This window comes from Pseudomonas wenzhouensis (genome assembly GCF_021029445.1).
Taxonomy (GTDB): Bacteria; Pseudomonadota; Gammaproteobacteria; order Pseudomonadales; family Pseudomonadaceae; genus Aquipseudomonas; species Aquipseudomonas wenzhouensis.
Genome location: NZ_CP072610.1, coordinates 1760107 through 1781851, shown reverse-complemented (window position 1 = coordinate 1781851; position 21745 = coordinate 1760107). Strand labels below are relative to the sequence as shown.

Below are 21745 nucleotides of genomic sequence, written 5' to 3'. Positions count from 1 at the left end.
TGGCAAGCGTCCACCATATCGTCTGAGGTTCTGCATCATGGTCATCGACTTCAACCGGCTGAACAATGCCAATACGCCCGCCAACGCAGGGCGTACCGGCGCGACTCAGGCTGGCAATCGCAATGAGTCGGCACAGCCGAAACAGGCGACTGTCACCGGTGCCGATGAACAAACCAACGCCAAAACCGGCGAATCCGTGCAACTGAGCCGTCAGGCACAACAGTTGCAATCGATCAGCGAGAAGCTGCGTGATCAGCCTATCGTCAACAAGGAGCGCGTGGCCCAACTGAAACAGGCCATCGCTGACGGCAGCTATCAGGTCGACAGCAAGCGCGTCGCCGAGAAACTGCTCAACTTCGAATCCCAGCGCTAGTCCAAGGGCTGCGCTGGGGGTGTTGGACGCCCGACCCCCAAGAGCCCGCCATGTACGACACAGCCCTGCTTGACCTGTTCACTTCCGATATCGGCACCGCCGAGCAACTGCTTGAGCTGATCGATAACGAATTTCAAGCCCTCAGCAAACGCGACCTCACCCGCCTGGACAGCCTACTGAGCGAAAAACAGCCTCTGCTTGCCCTGCTGCAACAGCACGGCAGTGAGCGCAGCCGTCTTCTTCAGGACGCAGGCTTGAGCGCTGACCGCGACGGCCTGACCGCACTGGCGGGCAACTCCTCAGTCGGCGATCAGTTGCTGGAGCGCAGCGAAGCGCTATCGACTCTGCTGCAGCGCTGCCAGGAAGGCAATTTGCGTAACGGCCGTCTGATCCGCGCCAATCAGGCTTCTGTTCGCAGCGTTCTGGGCATTCTGCGTGGTGGCGAGACTCCGGGCCTCTATGACAGTCGTGGCAGTGCCGCTAGAATCGCGCAGCAAAGACCCCTCAGCGAAGCCTGAGCCCACAATTCTAAAAAGCACGGGCATATGCAGGCACTTTGCCATTATGCTAGTGCCATTTGCAGTCATGACTCGGAGAGTTCCGGCCTGTGTCCAGCGCGTTCAACGACGAAAGCGGCCCTCAACCGCCCAAGATGCTCAAGACATCCGTCGAGATCATTGCCACCCTGCGTCAATTGCAGCAGAACCATGACCCACTGATCATCCAGTTCAAGGATCGTGGCCAGCGTTTTCAGAGTTACCTGGTCGAAATCGACAAAGACCGCGCCCGCGTAGCCCTGGATGAAATCATCCCAACTGATGGTGAGCGCTTCCTCAAGCAAGGCGAAACCTTCAATGTCGAGGCATTCCGCGACGGCGTACGGGTAGCCTGGACCTGCGATCACGACGTATTGCCTGGCGAGCTAGAGGGCGCCCCCTGCTACTGGGCACCGCTGCCCAATGAAGTGATCTACCACCAGCGCCGCAGTGCCTTCCGCGCACCGCTGAAGCAGAGCGACCTGGTCAAGGTGGTTCTCAATGGCGACAAGTTGCGTGATCCGATACCCGGACACTTGCTGGACATCTCGGCCACCGGCTGCAAGTTGCGCTTCGCCGGCAATCTGACCCAGCAACTGAACAATGGCCAGGTGCATGAGCGACTCACCGCTTATCTGCCCTTCGGCAATATGACCTGCCCTGTGGAGCTGCGCCACGTGCAGTACGATGAAAAAGTCGACATGACCTTCGTCGGCACGCGCTTTCATCGTATGAACGGTCTGGAGCAACGCCAGGTCGAGCGCTTCGTCTACCAACTGCAGCGCGAGGCACGTCGCACCGAGAGCGACGGCCCCCTCTGAATTTGGCAGCCCTTACTGGGCTGCCTGTGTTTTCTGCTGTTCCTCTTGCGCTGCAGCCGCTGCAACAGCTGGCTCCTGCATCTGTTCCTGCACGGTTTGCTCGTCGACCCTCGGGTCTAGCGCTGCAACCAGCGGTGAACTGGTGACATTACCGGGCATGGCCATATGCTGCAGTGGCGCATCATCGACCTGATGCTGATGGGTGACGACCTCTGGGCGAATACGCCAGACCAGGATCAGCGCGCAGACACTGACGAACACATAGAGCATGTTGGCGCCGTAAAAACGCATCAAGACACCCGCCAATAATGGCCCGATGCAGGCACCAACACCGAATGTCACCAACAGCATGGCCGTCAGTGACACCCGCCGCTCCGGCTCGACATGGTCATTGGCCAGGGCCACGGCCAGTGGGTAGAGGCTGAATTGCATCATGCTGACCAGAAAGCCGACACCGAACAGCAGGCCGAGAAATACCTGCGGCAGTGCCGCCAACGGCAAGGCAGCCAGCAGCAACAAGACCGAGCAGCCGCGAATCAGGCGCACGCGGTCATGTCGATCGGAAAGCCAGCCCAGCGGCCACTGCACCAGGAGACCTGCCAGGATGCAACTGCCCATGAAAAGCCCCACCTGCTCGGTCGATAGCCCCATCCGAGTGGCGTACAAAGGCGCCAGGCCATAAAAAGAACCGATCAACAGGCCAGCCACGACGATAGTGGTCAGCGACAGCGGCACGCGACTGAGGAAGAAGCGCAGCTCCAGCGGTGCCGGATGCAAGGGCGCCGGGTGTAAACGCCGGGTCAGCGCTACGGGCACCAGGCACAAGGCAAAGCACAGGGCGACCAACATGAGCAATTCCAGGCCCAGCGTCGGATGCACCACCAGCGCCAGCTGCCCCAGAATCAGGCCCAGGTAGGAAGCCCCCATGTACCCGCTGAACACCAGACCACGCTGCCTGGCTTCGGCCTGCTCGTTGAGCCAGCTCTCGATGACCATGTACTGACACATCATGCCCAGGCCCACCAGCATGCGCAGGAACAGCCAGAATGGCAGCCACTCGACCAGCCCATGGCCCAGCACAGCCGCCGTGACCACGCCAGCACAGGCCACGTAAGCACGGATATGCCCCACCCGACCGATCAGCCGATGCCCCAGCTTGCCGCCGAGCACAAGGCCAAAGTAATTGGCCGCCATCAGCGCACCGACCCAGAGACCATCCACGGTGTCAGCCAGACGCAGGGCCAGGTAGGTACTGAGCAGGCCAGAGCCGAGCAACATCAGCAAGGTGGCGAAATAGAGCGAGCGGAATGACTTCCAGATCAAGCGCATTGACGGGTAAAGCTCCTTGTACGGTAACCGGCATGGCGGCGGGCCTGCGCGGCTAGGACGGCGCCCCTGGGGCGTGCGGGCGATGCAACTTTCGATGCCCTGGAAAACGAACAGTTCGATTGCCAACTCATCACGATTCAGACGCTCGCTTGCGCCGCACAGGGTACAGCATAGCGTCAATTCTTCCTGTTCTTCGAGCGACCACGGGTCACACCCTGCCAGCCGCAGGTTTGCTGATCCGCCCCGGCAGCTACCTGGCATAGCCAGCAGACAAGCCTTGTAGAGATGCGACATGGGCTTGCGCCCTGTCGTCCAGATGCCCGCCCAGCGCACGAACCCCGATCAGGCTGTGCTAGAGTCGCGCGCTATTTTTTCGGCCTGCTTTCCATGGCACTACCGAAAAACCTCTCGAACCAGGCCCGACGCCACTTGCAACGCGCCCAGCAACCAGAGAACTCGCGATGTCCCAAGCCCTTCACCCTGCCCTGCAGCTACTCAACCGCACCAGCCTGGTGACACAGATCATCATCGGCCTGCTGGCAGGTATCGCCCTGGCCGTAATCGCTCCGCAGGCGGCACTGTCCGTCGCATTCATCGGCAACGTATTCATCTCTGCGTTAAAGGCCGTCGCTCCGGTACTGGTGTTCATCCTGGTGATGTCATCCATCGCCAACCACCAGCAAGGCCAGCAGACTCACATTCGCCCGATTCTGCTGATGTACCTGCTCGGCACCTTCAGCGCCGCCCTGGTCGCGGTAGTGGCCTGCTTCCTCTTCCCTTCCTCGCTGGTGCTGAGTAGCCAGGCCGCCGAGCTGACGCCCCCTGGCGGCATCGGCGAAGTCCTCAAGACGCTGCTGATGAACGTGGTCGACAACCCGGTCAATGCCCTACTGAAAGGTAACTTCATCGGTATCCTGGCCTGGGCTATCGGCCTCGGCTTCGCCTTCCGCCATGCCAGCGCCGGTAGCAAGCAACTGCTGAGCGACCTGTCCAACGGCGTGACGGCCATCGTCAAGCTGGTGATCCGCCTGGCGCCGCTGGGCATCTTCGGCCTGGTCGCCGCCACCCTCGCCGAATCCGGCTTCGACGCCCTGCTCGGTTATCTGCACCTGCTGGTGGTGCTGGTCGGCTGCATGCTGCTGGTGGCCCTGGTGGTCAACCCGGCGCTGGTGTACTGGAAGATTCGTCGCAACCCCTACCCGCTGGTGTTCACCTGCCTGCGCGAAAGCGGCATCACCGCTTTCTTCACCCGTAGCTCGGCCGCCAACATTCCGGTCAACCTGCAACTGAGCCAGCGCCTGGGCCTGCACGAAGAAACCTACTCGGTCTCCATTCCGCTAGGCGCCACCATCAACATGGCCGGTGCCGCCATCACCATCACCGTACTGACCATGGCTGCAGTACACACCCTGGGCATCCCCGTCGATCTACCCACCGCCCTGCTGCTTAGCGTGCTGGCTTCGATCAGCGCCTGCGGCGCCTCGGGTGTGGCCGGTGGCTCGCTGCTGCTGATCCCGCTGGCGTGCAGCCTGTTCGGCATTCCCAACGACGTGGCCATGCAGATCGTCGCAATCGGTTTCATCATCGGCATCGTTCAGGACTCGGCGGAAACCGCACTGAACTCCTCCACCGATGTGCTGTTCACAGCCGCCGCGTGCATAGCGCAAGAACAGCGCAAGGGCTGATGCGAACGGGTGGAAGGCTTGCATGACGAGCAAGCCTTCCACCTCGGAAGCAGTCGCATCCGCTCCCACAAAAATGCATAACGCTGAGCGCACTGGTTGAATGGATGCCTTCACATCGCTGCGCATACGCCTGCTTGTTAGCCTCGCAAGACGTCAGTCACAGTACAGCCTGCTGCCTTCTCTGAATCTGCACGTCGATGGCGGGCGCCTGGTCGGCCCGATTACCCCAACGGCTGGCCAAATACCCGTGCTTGCATGGCTTAGCCGTGCATCGCACATAGCCGCTCGGGCTGTGCGGTGCTGATCCGTAGCGCAAGGAAGGGGAGCGCGTCGCCTACAATGGGCACGCAAAGGAAAGGAAAGGAAAATGGCGTCCCCTGCAGGAATCGAACCTGCAACTAGCCCTTAGGAGGGGCTCGTTATATCCATTTAACTAAGGGGACACGGCCGCATTGGCAAGGGCCGGGCCGCATCTTAGCGGCGACACGCGCATTTGTCATGTCGCCACCGCCCACTTCCTAGCGCTGCCAGCCCTGGGAAACTACCTTCGAGTTCAATGCAGCGCGCATCGGCTGCAGGCCACCGCGCAAGCGCTCCAGCGCCATGCGGTCGGCAATCGCGGTGGTGGTCGCGCCCTCGCGCTCGGCGCGCTGGAATATTTCCGTCAGCGTCGGGCCAATCTCTTCGATATGCGCCTTGAGCTGCGCGGCGCTGCCACCGGTGCGCTCGTAGCAGACATCGATGATGCCGCCAGCATTGATCGCGTAGTCCGGCGCGTACAGGCACTCACGACGACGCAGCAGCTCGGCCAGGCTGGCATCGGCCAACTGATTGTTGGCCGCGCCGGCGATGATCGGCGCGCGCAACGCCTCCAGCGTCTGCAGGTTGATGATCGCGCCTAGCGCGCAGGGCGCGAACACGTCCACATCGAGACGGTAGATCTCATGCTGACCGACCGCAGTAGCGCCCAACTGGCTGACGGCGCGCTGCACGTTGGCCTCGACGATATCCGTCACCCACAGCTGCGCCCCGGCCTCCTTGAGCAGTTTGGCCAGGCCGAAACCGACCTGGCCGACGCCCTGGATAGCCACGCGAATGCCCGTAAGATCCTGGCGACCAAGGCGATGCGCCACGGCCGCCTGAATGCCGATGAACACGCCATAGGCGGTCGAAGGCGACGGATCGCCGTCACGGCTGCCGCCATCGAAGGCTTCACGCTGCCCGGCGCCGGCCACGTGGCGGGTGCGCTCGGCCATGATGCGCATCTCGGCCACGCCGGTGCCTGAATCCGCCGCCGTGACGTAGCGCCCGCCGAGGCTGTCGACGAAATCGCCCATGGCCTGGAACAGCGCTTCGCTCTTGCCGGTGTGTGGGTCGCCGATGATCACTGCCTTGCCGCCACCGAGCGGTAAGCGGGCCAGCGCCGATTTGTAAGTCATGCCGCGCGACAGGCGCAGCACATCGCGCAGCGCCTCCTCGTCACTGGCGTAGTTCCACATGCGGCAGCCGCCCAGCGCCGGGCCGAGGGTGCTGTCATGAATGGCGATGATGGCTTTCAGGCCACTGGCCTTGTCGTGGCCGTAGACCACCTGTTCGTGCTGATCGAAGTCGACGTGATTGAAAACGGACATCGGATTACCTCGGATATAAAAAGCCGCCCCTCCCCCGCACGGGAGAGGGTGGCAAAGGGGATGGGTTTGCGGCCTAGGCAGCCGGCTCGAACAGCTGCACCGCAGCGATCTCGCTGACGGTCAACCGCGCCTTGAGCTGACTCGCCTGCTCGCGCGCCTTGGCCAGCGCCGCTTCCTTGACGTGGCCGTAGCCGCGGATCTGCTCCGGAATCTCGGCCAGCGCCACCGCCGTGCGGTAGTTACCGGCGTTGAGCTCAGCGAGCAGGTAGGCCACGTTGGCCTCGTACTCCTCGATCAGCTCGCGCTCCAGACGACGCTCGGCACTGTGGCCGAACGGATCGAAGGCGCTGCCACGCAGGAACTTGAAGCGCGCCAGCACGCCGAACGCCTTGAGCATCAAGGGGCCGAAGCTGCGCTTGCGTGGCTGGCCAGTGACCGCATCGGGCTTGCTCAACCAGCTCGGCGCCAGGTGGAACTGCAGTCGGTAGTCACCTTCGAACTGCGCTTCGAGCTGCTTGCGGAAGGTGGCATCGCTGTACAGCCGCGCCACTTCGTACTCGTCCTTGTAGGCCAGGAGTTTGAAGTAGTAGCGCGCCACGGCCTTGCTCAGACGCTGTTTGGCATCGGTGTCAGCCTTGCGCACACGCTCGACCAGCTCACGATAGCGCTCGGCATAGGCGGCGTTCTGGTAGTCGGTCAGACGCTGCACACGGTCGGCGACGATCTCCTCCAGCGTGCTGCAATGCGGCGCTTCGACCACCTTGGGCGCGGCGAGTTTTTCCACCGCAGCCAGGTCATGCGCAGCACGACGGCCCCAGAGGAAGGCCTGCTGGTTTAGCTCGATAGCCACGCCGTTGAGTTCGATGGCTTTGTTGATCGCCTCCGCCGAGACCGGTACCAGGCCCAGCTGGTAGGCATAGCCGAGCATGAACAGGTTGGTGGCGATGCTGTCGCCGAGCAGTCGAGTGGCCAGACGGGTAGCGTCGACGAAGCGGGTCTTGCCCTCGCCCACCGCCTCACTGATCGCTTCGCGCATGGCCGCGCCAGGCACCTGGGCATCCGGGTTGCGGGTGAACTCGGCAGTGGCCGCCTCGTGGCTGTTGATCACCGCATGGGCGATCTTGTCGTTGAGTTTGGCCAGCGCCTCTTCACTGGACGACACCACAAGATCGCAGCCCAGCAGCAGGTCGGTTTCCCCGGCGGCGATGCGCACCGCGTAGATGTCGCTTTGCCGCGCGGCGATGCGAATATGGGTGATCACCGGGCCAAACTTCTGCGCCAGGCCAGCCTGGTCGAGCACGGTGCAGCCTTTGCCCTCGATATGCGCCGCCATGCCCAGCAGCGCACCGACGGTGGTCACGCCACTGCCGCCGACGCCGGGCAGGAGGATGTTCCAGGGCCGGCTCAGGGCCGGTTGCTTCGGCTCCGGCAAAGCGATGAACAGCGCGCCCAGGCCAACGGCCTCGGGCTTACGCAGGCTGCCGCCATGCACGGTGACGAAGCTCGGGCAGAAGCCTTCCAGGCAACTGAAATCCTTGTTGCAGGCGCTCTGGTCGATCTCGCGCTTGCGCCCCAGTTCGGTTTCCAGCGGCAGCACCGACAGGCAGTTGGATTTCACGCTGCAGTCGCCACAGCCTTCGCACACGGCCGGGTTGATGAACGCACGCTTGGCCGGGTCAACCATCTTGCCGCGCTTGCGCCGACGCCGTTTCTCGGTGGCGCAGGTCTGGTCGTAGAGGATCACCGACACGCCCTTGAACTCGCGCAACTCGCGCTGCACGGCGTCCAGCTCGCGGCGGTGATGGAAGGTCACACCTGGGGCGAAGGTGGCGCGGGTCGGGTACTTGTCCGGCTCGTCGCTGACCAGGGCAATGCGCTTGACGCCTTCGGCATGCACCTGCTGGCTGAGCTGGTCGATACGCAGTTCGCCGTCGATGGGCTGGCCGCCAGTCATGGCTACCGCGTCGTTGTAGAGGATCTTGTAGGTGATGTTGACCCCGGCGGCCACGGCCGCACGCAGGGCCAGATGGCCGGAGTGGAAGTAGGTGCCATCGCCGAGGTTCTGGAACACGTGCGGCGTATCGGTGAACGGCGCCTGGCCGATCCAGGTGGCGCCCTCGCCGCCCATCTGGGTGAAGGTCTCGGTGCTGCGGTCCATCCACTGGGTCATGTAGTGGCAGCCGATGCCGCCGAGAGCGCGGCTGCCTTCCGGCACCTTGGTCGAGCTGTTGTGCGGGCAACCGGAGCAGAAATGCGGGGTGCGCACGGTCTTATGCTTGGGCGCGGCCAGGGCCTTTTCCTTGGCATCGAGAAAGGCCAGGCGCTCTTCGATGGTCGGGCTGCTGTAGATCGGCGCCAGGCGCTTGGCGATCACCCGGGCGATCATCGCCGGAGTCAGCTCGCCCAGATTCGGCAGCAACGAATTACCCTGCTCGTCGAACTCGCCGACCACCCGCGGACGCTTGCCCACCGGCCAGTTGTAGAGCTGACCGGTGAGCTGGTCTTCGATGATGCTGCGTTTTTCTTCCACCACCAGAATTTCGTCCAGGCCTTCGGCGAACTGGTGCACCGACACCGGCTCCAGCGGCCAGCTCATGCCGACCTTGAGCACGCGCAGGCCGACCTTGGCACACAGCGCCTCGTCCAGACCGAGGTCATCCAGGGCCTGACGCACGTCGAGGTAGGACTTGCCGGTGGTGATGATGCCGAGGCGCGGGTTAGGCGAATCGAGCTTGACCTGATTGAGGTTGTTGGCCAGAGCGAAGGCGCGCGCAGCGTAGATCTTGTAGACGTTGAGGCGCTTTTCCTGCGCCAGGGGCGGATCGGGCCAGCGAATGTGCACGCCGTCTTCCGGCAGTTGGAAATCCTCGGGGATCTTGATCTGGATGCGCAGCGGGTCGACGTCCACCACGGCCGAGGAGTCGACGTTCTCGGCGATGGTCTTCAGCGCCACCCAGCAACCGCTGTAACGCGACAGTTCCCAGCCGATGATGCCGTAGTCCAGCACTTCCTGAATGTTGGCCGGGTTGAGCACCGGCATCGACGCGGCGATGAAGGCATGCTCGCTCTGGTGGGCGATGGTCGAGGACTTGCAGCCATGGTCATCACCGGCCAGCACCAGCACGCCACCATGCTTGGAAACACCGGCCGAGTTGCCATGCTTGAACACGTCACCGCTGCGGTCGACGCCCGGCCCCTTGCCGTACCACATGGCGAACACGCCGTCGTAGCGGGCGCCAGGGAACAGGTTGGCCTGCTGGCTGCCCCACACCGCCGTCGCGCCCAACTCCTCGTTGACACCGGGCTGGAAGTGGATGTGGTTTTCCTTCAGGTACTCGCGCGCATCCCACAGGCTTTTATCCAGGCCGCCCAGGGGCGAGCCGCGATAGCCGGAGATGAAGCAGGCGGTATTGAGTCCGAAGGCGGCGTCACGCTGCTTCTGCAGCATGGGCAGGCGGGTGAGCGCCTGAGTGCCAGTCAGGTAGAGGTGACCCGTGGCGAGGCGGTATTTGTCATCCAGGCGGATTTCGGCCAGTGACATGGAGCGCTCCTTTTATTGTTATGGCGAGCACAGGGAGCGCGACGGTAAACACGCTCCGTTGAGTCCTGCCGCAGGATCACTGCGACGGATTTGCCTAAAGCATGACTGGAGGGTTCCGCTTTTTTCTTTCTATTTTCGAGTAGCGAAGGCGATACTTCGCATGATCCTTCCAACAATCACAATAAATTGGAAACAATCATGCAGGACAAGCTCAACCCCATCGACCGGCGGATTCTCCGCCTGCTGCAGCACAATGCCGACCTATCCGCCGCCGAGGTGGCCGAGAAAGTCGAGCTGTCGCAATCCCCCTGCTGGCGGCGTATTCATCGTATGCAGGAAGACGGGCTGATCGAGCGCAAGGTCGCCCTGCTCAACCACAAGCGCCTGGGCTTCGGCATCACGGTATTCGTCGACATCAAGCTGTCAGCCCACGGGCGCGGCAATCTGGATGAGTTCGAGCAAGCCGTGGTGGGTTACCCGCAAGTGCTGGAGTGCTACAGCATGGCCGGCGGCTCGGACTATCTGCTCAAGGTGGTGGCCAAGGACATCGCCGATTACGAACGCTTCCTGCGCGACCATCTGCTGCAGCGCCCGCACGTGCACGAGGCGCATTCGCATATCGCCATGAGCGAGGTCAAACGCACCACCGAGCTGCCGCTGGATTGAACCCTGCCCTGCAGGGGTGCGCCGCGCGCACCGGGATACCGGCGCAGCGTCACAGGTGCGCATGGCGCACCCTACAAGAGACGCACAGCCTTAAATGATCAGCATCAGGCCTGGCGCCTGGCCTTGCGTGCCCGCATTGCGGCCAACAGCGATGGGCCAAGCGCGGTCAGTGCCGAACCGAGCACGACGACCACCGCGCCAGCGTAGGCGATCCAGTTGACCTGCTCGGGCAGCACGTGATCCGGCCACCAGCTAGAAGCCAGTGCCACGGAGACGAAGGTCACCAACGGGGTCAGCGCCAGGGTCGCGCTGACCCGCGAAGCCTCCCAGTGCGCCAGCGCCTCGGCGAACGCGCCGTAGGCGACCAGGGTGTTCAGGCAGCAGGCCAATAGCAGCCAGCCCTGCAGCGGGCTTAGTTGCAGTGCCTGCCAGGGATGCGCCCAGGGCGTCAGCAGCAGCGCGCACGCCAGGTAGATGACCATCATCACCTGCACCGAATTCCACGAGGTCAGCAGTTGTTTCTGCGCCAGGCCATAGAAGGTCCAAACGAAGGCAGCCGCCAGCACGGTCAGCACGCCGGTGGTATAGGTGGTCAGCGAGGTCAGCAGCTCACCCAGGCGCTGATTGAAGAACAGGCCGAAGCCCAGCAGCATCACCATCAGGCCAATCGCCTGGCCCAGGCTGAAACGTTCGCGAAAGATGAACAGGCTGCTGATCAGCAGCAGGATCGGCGCGACCTGGATCACCAGTTGCGTGGTCCCGGGACTGAGTAGATTGAGCCCGACCAGATACAGCACGTAGTTGGCCGTCAGCCCGCCGATAGCCAGCGCCAGCAGCCAACCGCCCTTGCGTCCCAGCGGCCGAAAACGTGGTAACCGGCGACTCGCAGCGAGATAGGCAAACAGCAGAGAACCGGCCACGGCCAAGCGATACCAGGTGACCGTTACCGGGTCCATCACCTGCAGAACTTCTTTCAACTTGATGGGCAGGATGCCCCAGAGCACGGAAGTGATCAGGGCGAGCAGCAGGCCGTACATCCAACGGCCGGAAGAAATGTGCATGGCAACCTCTGGCAGGCGGCCAACAGAGCATGTCGACCGCAGCGGGTCATTCTAGGAGAGGTATGCACACCTACACAGCAACAGTTCAGCCCGGTTGCCGAGCGAAACTGTACTGCTCAGCATCAGCAGGACGCCAGCCGACCGGCGCCAATAATCCATAAAATCCGCCAACAGACGCTAACAGGCTGCCAAAATCTACCATCTGTCGTTTTGCCAAGCACATCGCATTGGCCACAGTAGACTCAGATTATCCAGAACCTGCAGATGGAGCTCTCACCATGTTCGGCCAACGCGATATCGACCCCCAACCGGGCACGCATTACCGCAGTTCACGTCTGAGCGCCGTCAACGGCCAATACTTCTTCGCCACTCGCGAAGGCACGCTGGAAGGCCCCTTTATCTCCCGCCATGACGCCGAGCAGAGCATCACGCGCTATATCGAGCGCATGACCATGGCCGACAAGCTGCTGCGCCACAGCAGCGAGCACATCGACCATCTGCAGCGACGTGAAGCGCTCAAGCACAATCAGGAGCTGTGAGCGCTCGCCTTACAGATGCGCCAAGCCCAAGTCGCCCCGATGCGCCGCGAGATGCGGCAACACCGCAGCCAGCAAAGGCTCCTTGAAGGCATCCTGAAAGCGATGCGCCAGGCCCGGAATCAACTTGAGCTCTGCACCCTTGATCCAGTGCGCGGCAAACCTCGCCCTTCAGGGCGGGGAAGGATAGCGCGGACGGCGTAGCCGTCCCCGTTTTTGCCTTTAATGAGGCGTCTGCTGCTGTTCGATGTACTGGCGGATGACTTCGATGGGCGCACCTCCGCAGCTGCCGGCAAAGTAGCTGGGCGACCACAGCGCGCCGCCCCACAGCTTTTTGCGGATGCTGGGGTAACTTTTCCTGCGGATCATGCGGCTGGAGACGCCTTTCAGTCTATTCACGAGGTTGGAGATGGCCACCTTCGGCGGATAGTTCACCAGTAGGTGCACATGGTCATCCTCTCCATCTAACTCAACGAGTTCCGCTCCGAAGTCGGCGCATACGCTGGCGAAGACGACGCGAAGGTCGTCGAGAATGGCTTGGGTGAAGACCTCGCGCCGATATTTCGTCACGAAGACCAAATGTACATGCATCAGGAAGACGCAGTGTCTACCGCGTCTAATATCGTTTTCAATGCCCATAGACCAAGAGTATAGTGCTGGGCATGCAGCGACTCCAAGCTTTCAAATACGAACTGATGCCGACCGGCGAACAGCAGCGCCTGATGCACCGCTTCGCCGGCTCCTGTCGGTTCGTGTTCAACCAGGCCTTGGCGTTGCAGCAAGCCAACCGCGAAGCCGGCGGCAAGTTCATCGGCTATGTGGCGATGGCCAGGCAGCTGACCGCCTGGCGCAACAGCACCGAAACGGTCTGGCTGAAAGAAGCGCCCGTTCATCCGCTGCAACATGCCCTCAAAGACCTCGAAAAAGCCTACAGGAACTTCTTCGAGCAGCGCGCCGACTTCCCACGCTTCAAGCGCAAGGGCCAGCGCGACAGCTTCCGTTACCCCGACCCGAAGCAAATCAAGCTGGATCAGGCCAACTGCCGGATCTTTCTGCCCAAGCTGGGCTGGCTGCGCTATCGCAACAGTCGGCCGGTGCTCGGCGAGCTGCGCAACGTCACCGTCAGCCTGAGCGCGGGCAAATGGCATGTCTCGATCCAGACCCGCCGTGAAGTGGAAACCCCGCTGCCGCAGGGCAGAGCCGTTGGCATCGACCTCGGTATTGCCCGCTTCGCCACCCTGAGCGATGGCACGGTCTACGCACCGCTCAATAGCTTCAAACGCCACGAAACCGCGCTGCGCAAGGCGCAGCAGGCCATGAGCCGCAAGGTGAAATTCAGCGCCAACTGGAAGAAGGCCAAGGCCCGAGTCCAGCGCCTTCACGCCCGCATCGGCAACGCCCGGCGCGACTACCTGCACAAGACCTCGACCGCGATCAGCCAAAACCACGCGATGGTGTGTATCGAGGACTTGCAGGTACGGAACATGTCCAAGTCAGCAGCAGGCACGACCGAACAACCGGGTAGAAACGTTCGGGCCAAGTCTGGCCTGAACAAGGCCATCCTCGATCAAGGCTGGTTCGAGTTCCGCCGCCAACTGGACTACAAGCTGGCATGGCGGGGCGGCTGGTTGGTGACGGTGCCGCCACAGAACACGAGCCGCACCTGTCCGTGCTGCGGCCATGTGTCGGCGGACAACCGCCAGACACAGGCCCGGTTCGCGTGTGTGGAATGTGGCTTCGAGGACAACGCCGATGTGGTCGGCGCGATCAATGTGCTAAGGGCGGGACACGCCCGGTTCGCCTGTGAAGTGAGCGGTGAGGTAATGCCGCCAGCAGCAGGAACCCACCGAAGCGACTCAGGGGCGGCTCAATGCCGCGCCTGAGCGCCGTAGGAATCTCCGGCCTTCAGGCCGGGGAGGATGTCAACCTGAGGAGATTGCGGACAATGCGAGCCACGACGCCATTACGATCTACGAAGCGCTTCAAGAAGACTTGGGCAAGATGAGCGAAGGCATGAACCAGGACTGCCTCATGATTTCGCACTTCTCTTTCGAGCCGCCCTACAGAGGTACTACGGCTGAGCTAGGTGCTCTGCGAGCAGCGTTGATTGGGCTGAGCTCTGGCGTCTCTCGCGCGTTCCTTCCCATGGGCGTTGTCGTCCCCGATATCAGACTTGCGACTGCCAAGGATTTGAATGCCACTGCCTTGTACTTCGACAAGATCGGCTTCAAACCGCTGAAGCTAGGTAGCGATATCCTTTGGCTGGACATGGAAGCGGGCAGTTTCTGGAGAAGACAGGCCTCAAGCCAGTGACTTCCCACCCGTCGCCCACCTATCCCCTAGTCGTATAGTCAGATCGACCATCATGGTGGCACTATGCAACCTTTTCAGGCATGGAGGTCGGAATGCATAACTCCCATCAGAACATCGCGTCAATCGCAACCAAGGCCCTTCTGGCGCTGATCGCAGCCATTACGATCACAGGCTGTGCAACCAAGAAAGACTTCTATGCGATGGGCGGTAGCCGCGCCGACGGTACGGTCGACATGGCCTATGACTTCCGCCAGTTCGAATCCCCAGTGGTGAATCCCGCTCAGGCCCAATCGATCGCGAAGTCGAAGTGCCGCGTCTGGGGCTACAGCGACGCCGAGGCGTTCGGCGGCATGACGCAGAACTGCCATCAGCGTGACGGATTCGGGACTTGCGTGGCCGGCCAGGTCGTCCACACCTACCAGTGCATCGGGAACCTCAACGAAGCCGCACAAGCCAAACCCGTTAGCACTCAAGCCCCCGCCTCGCTATCGGGCGCCCTGTCAAAAGACCAATGGCAGCAGCAACAACTCCAGCAGTTGCAGAGCGAAACTGGTCTGTCCTACGAGGAGTACACCCGCCGATATCGGCAGATCATGGGGCAGTGAATTGGTTGCGCTTCTTGAAGGCACAGGCTAGGGGGTGCACGGTGGTCTGTGCGTTGGCTGATGATATGGATAGCTTGCGCCCTGGCATTCCTTGCCTTAGCTGCCACGGTCTATGACGGTTACAAAATTTGATCTACGCGTCATTGACTGTCGTGTTGACTAAGGGATAATCGCCGGCCACAGTTTGTCAAAGGGTTATGCACAATTTGTTAACAGCATACCCGCACAAGGAGGACTCCGAATGAAGCCTATCGAAATTTTGCTCCGATGCTACATGGAGAAAAAGAATGGCTACTGGCAGGCGTTCTGCATCGACCTCAGTCTCGCCGTCCAGGGCGATACGATGGAGGAGGTCAAGGGTAAGCTCCATGAGCAGATCTATGACTACCTCAATGATATTTTTGAGGGCGAAGATCGCCCCTACGCAAGCCAGCTGCTGAACCGCAAGGCCCCGCTGTATCAGCGCGCCAAGTATCATTTCTACAAGCTTCGCCATGATATTTCAGGCCGCTGGGATGGCATTAAGAACAGCTTCACCTTTCAGGACACCTTGCCGGTCAAGCTTGCCTAATGCCGAGGCTTCACCCGCTCACTTGCAAGCAAGTCAAGGATGGTCTGGCCGACCTTGGCTTTGAGGCTAGGCCTCGCACAGGGACATCGCACGAGAAGTGGGTGAAGACAACCGCCAAAGGGCGGTGGATCGTAACCGTAGACTGCCCGAAAGCGCCTTTCAGCAACGACCTGATAGCATCAATGGCGCGCCAAGCAGGTATGAGTACCAGACAGTTTCACGCGCACTGCGCGAAGTTTTAGCCCCGCCCTCGCGGGGCTTCTTCATTTCCACCCTCCCCCAACCTCTCTTCGAAGCCGTTCGCTTCCGTCCTCTCATTTCAAACCTCAAAAACCGTTTTCTAATTTTGACGGCGCGAAAATTTGGCTCCCCCCGTCGTTCGGGCAGTGAAATCGCTCAAGGTTTCGACCCGCCCTCCCCATTATGTCTGCTCGCAGTGCGGCCCGACGTACTCGCCAAGCACTGAGCAACCCTGGGGCGCCGAACCACCTCGCGAACCTTCCTTCACCCTCTCCCCTCAAAGTGAGGAAATCCCACTGTACAGTGGGATTTTCGGGGCAGACCTGGTTACGCAGACGATGGCGCAGATCAGCGCCATCCTGATTGATGAGATTGCCTGCGTTGCAGGAGATCATCCGCGCTGTTCTCCCTAGCGAAAACAAGAAGACCCCGCGCCAGTGTCGCTGGGCGGGGTCTGTACATACCCGGAAAAACGGGAGTGTTAGCGCAATCGAGTACTCCCGAACTTCATCCGTGCGCGCTTCGCTCCCAAAGGGAGTACGAGATCAGCTGCAGAGCGCTCAAGAGGCACCCGGTGCTGAACTCGTTGAGGAAGTCATCACCGGTGCCTGACTCCTTGCGCAGTTGGTCTTCCTGCATCAGTTGGGAAATACCGCAAACAGCGTCACCAGCTTGATTGATGAGCTTGCTGACGGATTCGATGTGGCCCTTCACGGCCGCGTTATAAAGCGGTTCTTTGAGCTGCGTGCGGATTCCACGGTCATCTGGCCACCCATTCCATGAACATCTGACCACCGATTCCACGCTGATCCGGCCACCCATTCCACGCGCATCCGGCCACTGATTCCACGGCCATCCGGCCACTCAACCGGGCAGGCAGCTACGCAGGATTTCTTCACTACCATCGACCTCTTTTTCGAAGCAGAGAGGTCGTCGTGGAGCGTTTATCCATGCGTAAGATTCGCGAAGTACTACGTCTCAAGTTCGAGGTCGGACTATCAGCTCGCCAGATTGCGGTCAGCGTGCAGGTCGGTCGTGTCACCGTCGGCGACTACCTCAATCGTTTTGCCGCCAGTGGTCTCAGTTGGCCCTGTTCGTTGTCCGATGCCGAGTTGGAGCAGCAACTGTTCCCGCCGGCCCCGGCGGTTGCCAGCGAGAAGCGGCCTTTACCCGATTGGGCATGGGTGCATGCCGAACTGCGCCGCCCCGGGGTGACCCTGGCGCTGCTCTGGCAGGAGTACCGCCTGAGCCAGCCGCAGGGCTTTCAGTACAGCTGGTTCTGTGAGCATTACCGAGCCTGGCAGGGCAAGTTGGACGTGGTGATGCGTCAGGAGCACCGCGTCGGCGAGAAGCTGTTCGTCGACTATGCCGGCCAGACGGTGCCGGTTATCGATCGCCACAGCGGCGAGATCCGCCAGGCGCAGGTGTTCGTCGCAGTGCTCGGCGCGTCCAGCTACACCTTCGCCGAAGCCACCTGGTCGCAGCAGCTGCCGGACTGGCTGGGCTCCCATGCCCGCTGCTTTGCCTTCCTCGGCGGCGTGCCCGAGATCGTGGTGCCGGACAACCTGCGCAGCGCGGTGAGTAAGAGCCATCGCTACGAGCCGGACATCAACCCGAGCTACCGCGATCTGGCCGAGCACTATGGCGTGGCGGTGGTGCCGGCGCGGGCGCGTAAGCCGCGCGACAAGGCTAAGGCCGAGGTCGGCGTGCAGGTGGTCGAGCGCTGGATCCTCGCCGCGCTGAGGAACCGCCAGTTCTTCTCCCTGGACGAACTCAACAGCGCCATCTCCGTGTTGCTGGAGCGGCTCAACCAACGCCCGTTCAAGAAGCTGCCGGGCTCGCGCCAGACGGCCTTCGACAGCCTGGATCGTCCGGCGCTGCGCCCCCTGCCGGTGCAACCCTACGTCTACGCCGAGTGGAAGAAGGCGCGGGTGCACATCGACTACCACGTCGAGGTCGATGGGCATTACTACTCGGTGCCGTATCAACTGGTGAAGAAGCAGCTGGAGGTGCGCCTGACGGCGCGCACCGTCGAGTGTTTCCACGCCAACCAGCGAGTGGCCAGCCACCTGCGCTCAATGCACAAGGGCAGGCACAGCACGCAGGCCGAGCACATGCCCAAGAGCCATCGCGAGCATGCCGAGTGGACGCCGCAGCGGCTGATCCGCTGGGCCGAGCAGACCGGGCCGAACACCGCCGGCGTGATCCGGCACATCCTCGAACGGCGCATCCATCCGCAGCAGGGCTACCGGGCCTGCCTGGGCATCCTGCGCCTGGGCAAGACTCATGGCGAAGTGCGCTTGGAGCTGGCCTGCCGACGCGCCCTCAGCCTCGGCGCGTGCAGCTACAAGAGCCTCGAATCGATCCTGTGCCAGGGCCTGGAAAGCCTGCCGCTGGCTCAAGCCAACCTGCCGCTGCTGCCGGACGACCACGCCAACCTGCGCGGCCCCGGCTACTACCACTGAACCCAAGGAAACTCACCATGCTGCCCCATCCGACCCTGGACAAGCTGCAAACCCTGCGCCTGCACGGCATGCTCAAGGCGCTGAACGAACAACTGAAAACCCCGGACATCGACAGCCTGAGCTTCGAGGAACGCCTCGGCCTGCTGGTCGACCGCGAGCTGACTGAACGCGACGACAAGCGCCTCAGCAGCCGCCTGCGCCAGGCCCGGCTCAAGCACAACGCCTGCCTCGAAGACATCGACTACCGCAGCCCGCGCGGGCTGGATAAGGCGCTGATCCTGCAACTGAGCGGCGGCCAGTGGCTACGCGACGGCCTCAACCTGATCATCGGCGGCCCCACCGGCGTGGGCAAAACCTGGCTGGCCTGCGCCCTGGCCCACCAGGCCTGCCGGGACGGCTACAGCGTGCGCTACCTGCGTCTGCCGCGCCTACTGGAAGAGTTGGGCTTGGCTCATGGCGACGGGCGCTTCGCCAAGCTGATGAGCAGCTACGCCAAGACCGACCTGCTGATCCTCGACGACTGGGGCCTGGCGCCGTTCACCGCCGAACAGCGCCGCGACATGCTGGAGCTACTGGACGACCGCTACGGCCAGCGCTCGACCCTCGTGACCAGCCAAATGCCCGTGGACAACTGGCACGAACTGATCGGCGATCCAACCCTGGCCGATGCCATCCTCGACCGCCTGGTGCACAACGCTTATCGGATCAATCTGAAGGGTGAATCAATGCGCAAACGGACGCAGAAATTGACGACGCCAGCCAACCCGGACTAACAATGCCACCCCTGCGTCGCTGCGCTCCGACTGCCCGGCCGGATGGCCGTGGAACAGGTGGCCAGATGGCCCTGGAATGCCTGGCCAGATGAGAGCGGACTGGGTGGCCGGATGGCGTGGAATCCGCAAGCTGCGCGGCCTGGAAGGAGTCAAGGAGGGCTTGGGGGGTGGCTGCGTTCATTTGGCACCTCCTACAGCTTCCAGGGCACGAGCGCGCTGCATGGCTTCGTTGTAGCGAGCCAGGCGGACAGACAGGGAGGAATTGCCGCGCAAAGCAGCGAAGGCACGAGCCTTCCAGGCAGCGGCATGAGATGAAGACGGATTGAGAGCGTGTTTCATGGGTGGAGCTCCTAGAGTTGAGGAGCCATCACCGCTTGCGGCCAAGCAAGAAATGGTGACAGCTGTACGCGGGTTGGCCGACCGGGACTCTAGGCACCCGGCACACCCGAAGGTGTCCCACGCACAGCCGCCATAACACGATGCTGCTGGCACAAAAAAAGCGACTGCAATCGGGTGGTGGGCGCTGTAGCGCCTAGAGGTTGTCGACCGGCCAAGGTCGGTCACGTTATTTACCGTGACCGGCAAACCATAGCCCTGAGTGCGAGGAAGTGCAAGCGCGATCATGCTGCATCCCTCCCGGCCAGCTTGGCTTCCTGATACGCGGCGATTTCCCGGGCCGCGAAGTAAGACCGGGCCGAGCGCGCATGGCCATCCTTGATGGGCTTCGGGAAGTTGGAGTCGCTGGCCATCAGCTTGTACAGCCCGGAGCGCGACTTGCGCAGCAGGCTGCAGACTTCGCTGAAGCTCAGCATCTGCTCTACACCAGAGGCCTGGTGTGTTGGGTTTTGATCCAGTGCGCGGCAAACCTCGCCCTTCAGGGCGGGGAAGGATAGCGCGGACGGCGTAGCCGTCCCCGTTTTTGCCTTTAATGAGGCGTCTGCTGCTGTTCGATGTACTGGCGGATGACTTCGATGGGCGCACCTCCGCAGCTGCCGGCAAAGTAGCTGGGCGACCACAGCGCGCCGCCCCACAGCTTTTTGCGGATGCTGGGGTAATTTTTCCTGCGGATCATGCGGCTGGAGACGCCTTTCAGGCTATTCACGAGGTTGGAGATGGCCACCTTCGGCGGATAGTTCACCAGTAGGTGCACATGGTCATCCTCTCCATCTAACTCAACGAGTTCCGCTCCGAAGTCGGCGCATACGCTGGCGAAGACGACGCGAAGGTCGTCGAGAATGGCTTGGGTGAAGACCTCGCGCCGATATTTCGTCACGAAGACCAAATGTACATGCATCAGGAAGACGCAGTTTCTACCGCGTCTAATATCGTTTTCAATGCCCATAGACCAAGAGTATAGTGCTGGGCATGCAGCGACTCCAAGCTTTCAAATACGAACTGATGCCGACCGGCGAACAGCAGCGCCTGATGCACCGCTTCGCCGGCTCCTGTCGGTTCGTGTTCAACCAGGCCTTGGCGTTGCAGCAAGCCAACCGCGAAGCCGGCGGCAAGTTCATCGGCTATGTGGCCATGGCCAGGCAGCTGACCGCCTGGCGCAACAGCACCGAAACGGTCTGGCTGAAAGAAGCGCCCGTTCATCCGCTGCAACATGCCCTCAAAGACCTCGAAAAAGCCTACAGGAACTTCTTCGAGCAGCGCGCCGACTTCCCACGCTTCAAGCGCAAGGGCCAGCGCGACAGCTTCCGTTACCCCGACCCGAAGCAAATCAAGCTGGATCAGGCCAACTGCCGGATCTTTCTGCCCAAGCTGGGCTGGCTGCGCTATCGCAACAGTCGGCCGGTGCTCGGCGAGCTGCGCAACGTCACCGTCAGCCTGAGCGCGGGCAAATGGCATGTCTCGATCCAGACCCGCCGTGAAGTGGAAACCCCGCTGCCGCAGGGCAGAGCCGTTGGCATCGACCTCGGTATTGCCCGCTTCGCCACCCTGAGCGATGGCACGGTCTACGCACCGCTCAATAGCTTCAAACGCCACGAAACCGCGCTGCGCAAGGCGCAGCAGGCCATGAGCCGCAAGGTGAAATTCAGCGCCAACTGGAAGAAGGCCAAGGCCCGAGTCCAGCGCCTTCACGCCCGCATCGGCAACGCCCGGCGCGACTACCTGCACAAGACCTCGACCGCGATCAGCCAAAACCACGCGATGGTGTGTATCGAGGACTTGCAGGTACGGAACATGTCCAAATCAGCAGCAGGCACGACCGAACAACCGGGTAGAAACGTTCGGGCCAAGTCTGGCCTGAACAAGGCCATCCTCGATCAAGGCTGGTTCGAGTTCCGCCGCCAACTGGACTACAAGCTGGCATGGCGGGGCGGCTGGTTGGTGACGGTGCCGCCACAGAACACGAGCCGCACCTGTCCGTGCTGCGGCCATGTGTCGGCGGACAACCGCCAGACACAGGCCCGGTTCGCGTGTGTGGAATGTGGCTTCGAGGACAACGCCGATGTGGTCGGCGCGATCAATGTGCTAAGGGCGGGACACGCCCGGTTCGCCTGTGAAGTGAGCGGTGAGGTAATGCCGCCAGCAGCAGGAACCCACCGAAGCGACTCAGGGGCGGCTCAATGCCGCGCCTGAGCGCCGTAGGAAT

Annotated in this window: 22 protein-coding genes, 1 tRNA gene and 1 pseudogene; 13 read left to right on the top strand and 11 right to left on the bottom strand. The window is 62.0% G+C overall.

The genetic code is table 11. The features are described from left to right. Positions 1-37 precede the first annotated feature (37 nt). The 3 genes from flgM (at position 38) to J7655_RS08130 (ending at position 1730) form a co-directional block, all read left to right on the top strand. The gene (gene flgM, locus J7655_RS08140; protein ID WP_230927331.1) at positions 38-373 is read left to right on the top strand and encodes a flagellar biosynthesis anti-sigma factor FlgM; all 336 of its coding nucleotides are present in this window, start codon (positions 38-40) and stop codon (positions 371-373) included. 50 nt (positions 374-423) lie between these two features. Further along, complete coding sequence (locus J7655_RS08135; RefSeq protein WP_230927330.1) at positions 424-891, top strand: flagella synthesis protein FlgN; 468 nt, start codon at positions 424-426, stop codon at positions 889-891. An 89-nt stretch (positions 892-980) separates the two neighbouring features. Further along, a complete protein-coding gene (locus J7655_RS08130) occupies positions 981-1730 on the top strand; it encodes a flagellar brake protein (protein WP_275948859.1) in 750 nt (249 codons plus the stop codon). Between the two features lie 12 nt (positions 1731-1742). Here the strand turns inward: J7655_RS08130 and J7655_RS08125 are convergent, their stop codons facing one another. Beyond that, complete coding sequence (locus tag J7655_RS08125) at positions 1743-3059, bottom strand: MFS transporter (RefSeq protein ID WP_230927329.1); 1317 nt, start codon at positions 3057-3059, stop codon at positions 1743-1745. Between the two features lie 461 nt (positions 3060-3520). Here J7655_RS08125 and sstT point away from each other — a divergent pair, with 461 nt between their 5' ends. Then, positions 3521-4744, top strand: coding sequence for a serine/threonine transporter SstT (sstT, locus tag J7655_RS08120; RefSeq protein WP_230927328.1), 1224 nt, complete (start codon positions 3521-3523; stop codon positions 4742-4744). A 368-nt stretch (positions 4745-5112) separates the two neighbouring features. Here sstT and J7655_RS08115 read toward each other — a convergent pair. The 3 genes from J7655_RS08115 to J7655_RS08105 form a co-directional block, all read right to left on the bottom strand. Continuing rightward, positions 5113-5187: transfer RNA gene (locus tag J7655_RS08115), tRNA-Arg, on the bottom strand. Between the two features lie 75 nt (positions 5188-5262). Then, positions 5263-6375, bottom strand: a complete 1113-nt coding sequence (locus J7655_RS08110; protein WP_230927327.1) for a Leu/Phe/Val dehydrogenase — start codon at positions 6373-6375, stop codon at positions 5263-5265. A gap of 73 nt (positions 6376-6448) precedes the next feature. After that, positions 6449-9916, bottom strand: a complete 3468-nt coding sequence (locus J7655_RS08105; protein WP_230927326.1) for an indolepyruvate ferredoxin oxidoreductase family protein — start codon at positions 9914-9916, stop codon at positions 6449-6451. A 198-nt stretch (positions 9917-10114) separates the two neighbouring features. On the opposite strand from J7655_RS08105, the gene J7655_RS08100 reads away from it, so the two are divergent. Continuing rightward, positions 10115-10582 (top strand): Lrp/AsnC family transcriptional regulator, encoded by a 468-nt coding sequence (locus J7655_RS08100; RefSeq protein ID WP_206418205.1) that lies wholly within the window; start codon positions 10115-10117, stop codon positions 10580-10582. 104 nt (positions 10583-10686) lie between these two features. Here the strand turns inward: J7655_RS08100 and J7655_RS08095 are convergent, their stop codons facing one another. Then, entirely contained in the window at positions 10687-11643 is a 957-nt protein-coding gene (locus J7655_RS08095; RefSeq protein ID WP_230927325.1) for a DMT family transporter, read from the bottom strand. Positions 11644-11921: 278 nt separating this feature from the next. Here J7655_RS08095 and J7655_RS08090 point away from each other — a divergent pair, with 278 nt between their 5' ends. Continuing rightward, a complete protein-coding gene (locus tag J7655_RS08090) occupies positions 11922-12182 on the top strand; it encodes a DUF6316 family protein (RefSeq protein WP_017679108.1) in 261 nt (86 codons plus the stop codon). A gap of 9 nt (positions 12183-12191) precedes the next feature. Here J7655_RS08090 and J7655_RS08085 read toward each other — a convergent pair. Further along, positions 12192-12338, bottom strand: a pseudogene (locus tag J7655_RS08085) (alpha/beta fold hydrolase); the annotation flags it as partial. A gap of 63 nt (positions 12339-12401) precedes the next feature. Then, on the bottom strand, positions 12402-12818 hold the full coding sequence (tnpA, locus tag J7655_RS08080; protein WP_230927324.1) for an IS200/IS605 family transposase: 417 nt from the start codon (positions 12816-12818) through the stop codon (positions 12402-12404). A gap of 23 nt (positions 12819-12841) precedes the next feature. Between tnpA (J7655_RS08080) and J7655_RS08075 the strand changes: the two genes are divergently transcribed. The 4 genes from J7655_RS08075 (at position 12842) to J7655_RS08060 (ending at position 15668) form a co-directional block, all read left to right on the top strand. Next, positions 12842-14062, top strand: coding sequence for an RNA-guided endonuclease InsQ/TnpB family protein (locus J7655_RS08075; protein WP_230927308.1), 1221 nt, complete (start codon positions 12842-12844; stop codon positions 14060-14062). A gap of 118 nt (positions 14063-14180) precedes the next feature. Then, positions 14181-14492, top strand: coding sequence for a hypothetical protein (locus J7655_RS08070; RefSeq protein ID WP_230927323.1), 312 nt, complete (start codon positions 14181-14183; stop codon positions 14490-14492). Between the two features lie 92 nt (positions 14493-14584). After that, on the top strand, positions 14585-15097 hold the full coding sequence (gene yecR / locus J7655_RS08065) for a YecR family lipoprotein (protein WP_096826533.1): 513 nt from the start codon (positions 14585-14587) through the stop codon (positions 15095-15097). Positions 15098-15338: 241 nt separating this feature from the next. Next, positions 15339-15668 carry a hypothetical protein gene (locus tag J7655_RS08060; RefSeq protein ID WP_230927322.1) on the top strand — a complete coding sequence of 110 codons (330 nt, stop codon included), beginning with the start codon at positions 15339-15341 and terminating at the stop codon, positions 15666-15668. A gap of 747 nt (positions 15669-16415) precedes the next feature. On the opposite strand, the gene J7655_RS08055 is transcribed toward J7655_RS08060, so the two are convergent. After that, on the bottom strand, positions 16416-16730 hold the full coding sequence (locus tag J7655_RS08055) for a hypothetical protein (RefSeq protein WP_230927321.1): 315 nt from the start codon (positions 16728-16730) through the stop codon (positions 16416-16418). Between the two features lie 128 nt (positions 16731-16858). Between J7655_RS08055 and istA the strand changes: the two genes are divergently transcribed. Next, the gene (gene istA, locus J7655_RS08050; protein ID WP_230927320.1) at positions 16859-18373 is read left to right on the top strand and encodes an IS21-like element IS1491 family transposase; all 1515 of its coding nucleotides are present in this window, start codon (positions 16859-16861) and stop codon (positions 18371-18373) included. A 17-nt stretch (positions 18374-18390) separates the two neighbouring features. Beyond that, positions 18391-19146, top strand: coding sequence for an IS21-like element ISPpu7 family helper ATPase IstB (gene istB, locus J7655_RS08045; RefSeq protein ID WP_230927319.1), 756 nt, complete (start codon positions 18391-18393; stop codon positions 19144-19146). A 177-nt stretch (positions 19147-19323) separates the two neighbouring features. On the opposite strand, the gene J7655_RS08040 is transcribed toward istB, so the two are convergent. The 3 genes from J7655_RS08040 to tnpA (J7655_RS08030) form a co-directional block, all read right to left on the bottom strand. Then, the gene (locus tag J7655_RS08040) at positions 19324-19485 is read right to left on the bottom strand and encodes a hypothetical protein (RefSeq protein ID WP_230927318.1); all 162 of its coding nucleotides are present in this window, start codon (positions 19483-19485) and stop codon (positions 19324-19326) included. A gap of 281 nt (positions 19486-19766) precedes the next feature. Further along, a complete protein-coding gene (locus J7655_RS08035; protein ID WP_230927317.1) occupies positions 19767-19958 on the bottom strand; it encodes a helix-turn-helix transcriptional regulator in 192 nt (63 codons plus the stop codon). Positions 19959-20071: 113 nt separating this feature from the next. Next, positions 20072-20488: an IS200/IS605 family transposase gene (gene tnpA, locus J7655_RS08030; RefSeq protein ID WP_230927309.1), complete on the bottom strand. Its 417-nt coding sequence runs from the start codon at positions 20486-20488 to the stop codon at positions 20072-20074. 23 nt (positions 20489-20511) lie between these two features. Here tnpA (J7655_RS08030) and J7655_RS08025 point away from each other — a divergent pair, with 23 nt between their 5' ends. Then, entirely contained in the window at positions 20512-21732 is a 1221-nt protein-coding gene (locus J7655_RS08025) for an RNA-guided endonuclease InsQ/TnpB family protein (RefSeq protein ID WP_230927308.1), read from the top strand. The last annotated feature ends 13 nt before the right edge of the window (positions 21733-21745 follow it).